Source organism: Paenibacillus sp. J22P143 (genome assembly GCF_059692035.1).
The window spans coordinates 113619-120043 of sequence record NZ_JCAUAQ010000018.1 but is presented as its reverse complement, the minus strand read 5'-3'; the positions used below and the strand labels follow the sequence as shown (position 1 = coordinate 120043).

4 protein-coding genes are annotated in these 6425 nt (G+C 42.0%); all 4 read right to left on the bottom strand.

Going from position 1 to position 6425, the window contains the following annotated elements:
• Positions 1–415 precede the first annotated feature (415 nt).
• The gene (locus AC58PQ_RS21245; protein WP_497245034.1) at positions 416–1483 is read right to left on the bottom strand and encodes an HD-GYP domain-containing protein; all 1068 of its coding nucleotides are present in this window, start codon (positions 1481–1483) and stop codon (positions 416–418) included.
• 199 nt (positions 1484–1682) lie between these two features.
• A complete protein-coding gene (gene gyrA / locus AC58PQ_RS21240; RefSeq protein ID WP_497245028.1) occupies positions 1683–4175 on the bottom strand; it encodes a DNA gyrase subunit A in 2493 nt (830 codons plus the stop codon).
• A 48-nt stretch (positions 4176–4223) separates the two neighbouring features.
• Entirely contained in the window at positions 4224–6140 is a 1917-nt protein-coding gene (gene gyrB, locus AC58PQ_RS21235; RefSeq protein ID WP_497245026.1) for a DNA topoisomerase (ATP-hydrolyzing) subunit B, read from the bottom strand.
• A gap of 35 nt (positions 6141–6175) precedes the next feature.
• Positions 6176–6424, bottom strand: coding sequence for an extracellular matrix regulator RemB (gene remB / locus AC58PQ_RS21230; RefSeq protein WP_477588066.1), 249 nt, complete (start codon positions 6422–6424; stop codon positions 6176–6178).
• Position 6425 lies beyond the last annotated feature (1 nt).

Below are 6425 nucleotides of genomic sequence, written 5' to 3'. Positions count from 1 at the left end.
GCCGCCAGCGTTCGTCCTGAGCCAGGATCAAACTCTCCATAATAGTTTGGACAATTGCTTGTCCGTATATCTGAAAGCTTAATTGCTCATTTGCGTTGCTAGCGAGATTTTACAATCTCTTTTTTGAACGATTTCTCGTTCGTGCTTACTCACTCGTTGTTCAGTTTTCAAAGATCAATTATTTCCTATTTAATCCTTCGCCTCTCAAAGGCGACTTGATTAATATACCACATCGGCCTACTCAATTGCAAGAACTATTTTATTTTCTTTCGTTCTTTCGTTCGACCGCCGAAGCGACAAGGAGTAATATAACAAATCCCCCAAAGGATTGCAAGCTTTATTTGCTTATTCATTTGAAATTAGATTTTAGATAAAAAACCCTAACTCTAGGCGAGTAAGGGTTAACGATAACATTTTAAATATGACCAATCACATCTTGAATGAATAGATTTCTTTCGACGGTTAAGTTAACGATTGTACCATTCACATTAACCCATGGTCTTGTAGGATGCGAGCGATCGGAGAAAACAATCTCACCCACACGGTTGTCACTTAGCTTAACAAACGTTCCATTACTGATTTGCGTGGATTTGTTCATAAAGACTTGGACGAGAGTAGGATCTACTTTGCCGAAGGATTCGGTCAATAACTGCTCCAATACAACATAAGGCGATAGAGCAGCTTTGTAGTAGCGTTCATTCGTCATCGCGCTATAGATATCAGCAATGGCTACAATTTTCGCATAGATATGAATCTTGTCGGCCTTCACACCTAACGGATAGCCTGAGCCATCCTCACGTTCATGATGTTGAAGAGCTGTTAGTTTCACACCCTCATTGATACCAGACATATTTTTGAGAATTTGATAGCCAATCAATGTATGCTGTTTAACTTCATCCATTTCTACAGCTGTTAGAGGATTCTTCTTCTCCAGTAGTGTACGATCCACCTTGCTGGTGCCAATATCATGTAGTAAGCCAGCTAGTGCGATTTGAACTAAATCCTTCTGAGGAAGACTTGCCCATCTAGCAAGCGAATAGGAGGTTAAGCTGACTAAAATGCTTTTATGATAGATATATTCATGAAGATTTCGATTTTTAGGCGTGAAGGTGAGTACTTTATAGGCATCAATATGGCGAATAAGCGTTTCAAGGCCTGTCCGAATTTCTAAAATAGGAAGCTGTTGTCCACCATTAGCCAGAAGAAAGACTTTCTTGAGCAGTTTCACCATATTATGATATTCCACATAAAACGGATGAACCGCCTCAGGTTCTTTCACTTTTGACTCTTCGCTTGCTTGTTCCAATTCGTTGCTGTTCTTGGATTCAATATAAACAGAAGGAATGAGAAATGCTTTCAGAATTTCAAGTTCCCTCTCCTGAATGACCCTTCCTTTATGAAAAAGCGTATTACCCATCCTGGTTATTACGTTATCGCCTAATCTTTCACCATATTTTATTTGCGAAACGGCTACTGTCGGCACGGTCATTCACTCACCTTACTATTTCGTATACTCCATATTGTAAAGTAAAAGGGATGGGTTTGTAAGCCCCCATCCCTACATATTACCACTTAAGAATTTATAAGTTTCCAGTAATTAGGAAGATAAATTCTTATTGGTGATAAAAACAACATCTAAACCGCAGTTGCTCTTCCTCGAATTACTTCAATAGAAGTTTTTCTCATTCTTCTGACTCTGTTGCTTCAGTTGACTCTTCCCAGTCGCCGTCTTCCTCAGACTCGTTCTGTTCTTCATTTTTCTGAACGCGAGCCAATGTTCCTACTTCATCGTCTTCACGTATGTTAATCAGACGAACACCTTGCGTATTACGTCCCATAACAGAAATACCGTCCATACTTGTACGAATAACTGTACCCGATGCCGAAATGATCATCAGATCCTCGTCTTCTTGCACCACTTTGAGACCGACAATCGGACCATTCTTCTCCGTGACGTTCAAAGTTTTGATACCTTTACCACCACGTGATTGAATCCGATACTCGGAAACAGGTGTCCGTTTACCGAAGCCTTTGGACGTTACGATTAGTACGCTATTATCTTCATGGACGACGTCCATATCGATGACAGCATCCTCATCATCCAAGTGAATCCCTTTAACTCCCGTTGCCGATCTACCCATTGAACGTACATCACTTTCTGGGAAGTGAATGGACATTCCTAACTTGGTCCCCATAATAATACCCTGGTTACCGTCCGTTAATTTAACCCCAATGAGATCATCATCTTCTCGTAAATTGATGGCGATTAACCCACCTTTACGGATATTTGAATAATCATCGATTGGCGTCTTCTTCACAACCCCTTGCTTCGTTGCAAAGAATAAATATTGCTCTGTTTCAAAGCTTTCAACAGGTATGACCGCATTCACGGTTTCCCCTTGTTCAATTTGAATCAGATTTATAATCGGCGTTCCACGAGCCGTACGGCTCAAATCTGGAATCTCGTAAGCTTTCAATCGATAGACTTTACCTTTATTCGTAAAGAACATCAGATAATGATGTGTATTCGTAACGAACAAATGTTCTACGAAATCATTATCTTTCGTATCCATACCGACGACACCGCGTCCTCCACGCTTTTGGTTCCGATAAGTCGTAACCGGTAGACGCTTAATGTAGCCTGTATGTGTAATCGTAATTACGACATCTTCACGTGGGATAAGATCTTCATCTTCAATGCTTTCTTCACCAACTGTAATTTCAGAACGTCGGTCATCACCGAACTTTTCTTTAATTTCATTGAGTTCTTCGCTAATGATCGCTAGAATCAGCTGTTCATCTGCAAGAATGGCTTTAAGTTCAGCGATTCTCTTCATGAGTTCAGCATATTCGGCTTCAATCTTCTCACGTTCCAAGCCGGTTAAACGTTGTAGACGCATATCGAGAATGGCTTGCGCTTGATCCAGGCTCAGACTAAATGTCGTCATGAGTCCTTCTCTAGCTTCATCCGTTGTTCGAGATGAACGAATTAATGCGATTACTTGATCCAAGTGATCAAGTGCAATACGCAAACCTTCTAAAATGTGAGCTCTAGCTTCCGCTTTACGCAGATCAAATTCGGTTCTACGACGAATAACTTCTTGCTGATGCTTAAGATAATAATGCAGCATCTCACGAAGATTCAAAACTTTTGGTTCTCCGTTGACGAGAGCGAGCATAATAATTCCAAAATTTGATTGCATAGCCGTCTGTTTGAACAAGTTGTTCAGAACAACATTAGGATTAACATCACGTCGCAGCTCAATAACTACACGCATCCCGTTACGGTCAGACTCATCTCGAAGATCAGTGATGCCATCAATCTTCTTCTCACGCACAAGCTCAGCAATTTTCTCTACTAATCTTGCTTTATTTACTTGATAAGGCAGCTCATTCACAATGATTCTAGCCTTATTATTATTCTCTTCAATGACCGTTCTAGCTCTCATCGTAACAGAGCCTCTACCTGTGGTGTAGGCTTGTCTGATTCCTTCGCGTCCAAGAATGAAACCGGCCGTTGGGAAATCAGGTCCTTTGATCGCCTGCATTAACTCCATTGGCGTGATATCTGGATGTTGGATCATCATCTGAATCCCCTCAATAACCTCTCTCAGGTTATGTGGGGGAATATTCGTTGCCATACCTACGGCGATCCCTGAGCTCCCATTAACGAGTAGGTTCGGGAAGCGAGAAGGGAGAACGACGGGTTCGTTTTCTTCGCCATCGTAGTTTGGTTTATAATCGATTGTCTCTCTGTTAATATCACGAAGCAGCTCCATAGCAATCTTCGATAAACGAGCTTCGGTATAACGCATAGCTGCTGCCATATCACCGTCGATCGATCCGAAGTTTCCATGTCCATCAACAAGCATATAACGCAGGGAAAAATCTTGTGCCATCCGAACCATGGTCTCGTAAACAGCCGTGTCACCATGTGGATGATACTTACCGATAACTTCACCAACGATTCTCGCTGATTTCTTATGTGGCTTATCTGGAGACATGCCTAATTCAGACATCGCAAACAAGATACGACGATGAACCGGCTTCAGACCGTCTCTAACATCTGGCAGTGCGCGACTGACAATGATACTCATCGCATAGTCTAAGAAGGATGTACGCATTTCGGTCGAAATGTCAATTTCTTTGACTTGCGAATGTAATTCTTCGCTCATGAATGTTCCTCCTGAAAGCTTACATCGTTTGCAACGTCTCGGACGACGTTAGATATCTAAATTTTTCACATATTTCGCATGTTCCTCGATAAAATCACGTCTAGGCTCTACATTATCGCCCATCAATGAATCAAAAAGTGTATCCGCTTCTATAGCATCTTCGATCGTTACTTGCAGGAGTGTACGGCTTTCCGGATCCATGGTTGTTTCCCATAGCTGGCCCGGATTCATCTCACCAAGTCCTTTATACCGTTGGACATTGACTTTCGCACCTTCACCAAACTCTTGCATAATGACTTCACGTTGCTTTTCGTTATACGCATATCGAATTGTTTTATTACGCTCAAGCTTAAAGAGTGGCGGTTGTGCAATATACACATAGCCAGTCTCAATTAGTTTTTTCATGTAGCGGTATAAGAAGGTAAGCAGCAAGGTACGAATGTGCGCACCATCCACATCCGCATCCGTCATGAGGATAATTTTGTGGTAACGCGCTTTGGCAATATCGAAATCATCGCTAATTCCTGTGCCGAAAGCTGTAATCATGGCACGAATTTCGGTATTGGATAGAATACGATCCAAACGCGCTTTTTCTACATTCAGAATTTTACCACGCAGAGGCAGAATTGCTTGGAAGTGACGGTCACGTCCTTGCTTCGCTGAACCACCTGCAGAGTCACCTTCTACGATGTAAATCTCACTGATTGAAGCGTCTTTTGAGGAGCAATCTGCTAGTTTACCAGGCAGCGCGCTCACTTCCAGAGCACTTTTACGGCGAGTCAATTCGCGTGCTTTACGTGCAGCTTCTCTCGCTCTAGCCGCTTGAATACCTTTTTCAAGGATTTTCTTAGCTACAGCTGGGTTTTCTTCGAGGAATTCTTGCAACTTCTCGGCAAAAAGAGATTCTACAATACCACGAACTTCACTATTTCCAAGCTTCGTTTTCGTTTGACCTTCGAACTGAGGCTCTGGAATTTTCACAGAAATAATCGCAGCAAGACCCTCACGCACGTCATCTCCAGAAAGATTTGAATCGCTTTCTTTGATGGAATTATTTTTACGGGCATAGTCATTCAGGATCCGCGTCAGTGCGCTTTTGAAACCTGATTCATGTGTTCCGCCTTCATGCGTATTGATATTATTAGCAAAAGAGTAAATATTTTCGGTATAGCTATCGTTGTACTGGAGGGCAATCTCGATCGAGATATTGTCTTTAGAACCTTCTACATAGATCGGCACTTCATTAACGACTTCACGGTTGCGATTCAAATGCTGCACAAAGGACACAATACCGCCTTCGTACATATGCGTTGCCACCGTATCCGTACGCTCATCAATTAAGTTAATCTCGATTCCTTTATTCAAGAAAGCGAGTTCTCTAATTCTGGACTGTAACGTATCGAAATCGTACTCCGTCGTTTCTTTGAAAATCTCAGGATCCGGTTGGAACGTCACTTGCGTACCCGTTTCTTCCGTCTCGCCAATGACTTTCACGTCATACTGAGGCGCACCGCGGCGGTATTCTTGTTGATGAATATTGCCATCACGCTTAACCTGGACGGTCAGCAACTCGGACAGCGCATTAACAACGGAAATACCTACACCGTGTAGACCACCGGATACTTTGTAACCTGAATCATCGCCACCGAATTTACCACCTGCGTGAAGCACAGTAAGTACAACTTCAAGTGTTGGTCTTTTCAGCTTCGCATTTTCACCGACAGGAATCCCACGTCCGTTATCAATAACGGTAACGCTGTTATTTTTATGAACAATAACATCAATCTTTGTACAAAATCCGGCCAAGGCTTCGTCAATACTATTATCTACAACTTCCCAAACGAGATGATGAAGTCCTCGGGCACTGGTTGAACCAATATACATACCCGGTCTTTTGCGAACGGCTTCTAAACCTTCCAGAACCTGAATCTGACTGTCATCGTACGCATTTTGATTCACAGACATGCTACTCTTCACCTGCTTTTTTATATTAAAAGAAGTTAATTCGTCAATAACTGATTAGCTCTTTTCTTGAGCGTTGTTGAGGAAATCGGGGAATAGTACACTTTACTTTTGGTCACGACTAGTGACTTGCAATCTTCCTCGCCGATTTGCTCGGTTTTTTTATCTTGTAATGCTTGTTGAATGAACTGCTTTGATATTTTGGACGACTTTTCAATCGAAATATCAAATATAGCAATTAACTCAGACGCTCTAATGATTTTCTCTCCACCCAAATGAATAAACATG

Excerpts from the sequence above, each read along its gene's own strand:
- gyrA (WP_497245028.1), bottom strand. The coding sequence starts at position 4,175 with ATGAGCGAAGAATTACATTCGCAAGTCAAAGAAATTGACATTTCGACC.
- gyrB (WP_497245026.1), bottom strand. The coding sequence starts at position 6,140 with ATGTCTGTGAATCAAAATGCGTACGATGACAGTCAGATTCAGGTTCTG.
- remB (WP_477588066.1), bottom strand. The coding sequence starts at position 6,424 with ATGTTTATTCATTTGGGTGGAGAGAAAATCATTAGAGCGTCTGAGTTA.